1 pseudogene is annotated in these 222 nt (G+C 73.9%); it reads right to left on the bottom strand.

Annotated elements, in window-relative coordinates:
- A pseudogene (locus BEN49_RS28945) lies at window positions 1-127 on the bottom strand (amidohydrolase family protein); the annotation flags it as partial.
- Window positions 128-222 lie beyond the last annotated feature (95 nt).

Below are 222 nucleotides of genomic sequence, written 5' to 3'. Positions count from 1 at the left end.
GGTGGTGAAGCCGGCCAGCAGCGTGCGCTGGGCGTGCACGGTGGCGCGGGCCACGCGCAGGGCCAGGCGGCTCCTTCAGCACCTGGTCGTCCCAGGGCGTTTCGTTGTAGGGGTGCAGCAACAGGTGGTGAAGCCGGCCAGCAGCGTGCGCTGGGCGTGCACGGTGGCGCGGGCCACGCGCAGGGCCAGGCGGCTCCTTCAGCACCTGGTCGTCCCAGGGCG

This window comes from Hymenobacter coccineus (genome assembly GCF_001816125.1).
GTDB classification, from domain to species: Bacteria; Bacteroidota; Bacteroidia; order Cytophagales; family Hymenobacteraceae; genus Hymenobacter; species Hymenobacter coccineus.
The sequence above is the reverse complement of the archived record's forward strand: the minus strand, read 5'-3'. Positions and strand labels throughout refer to the sequence as shown.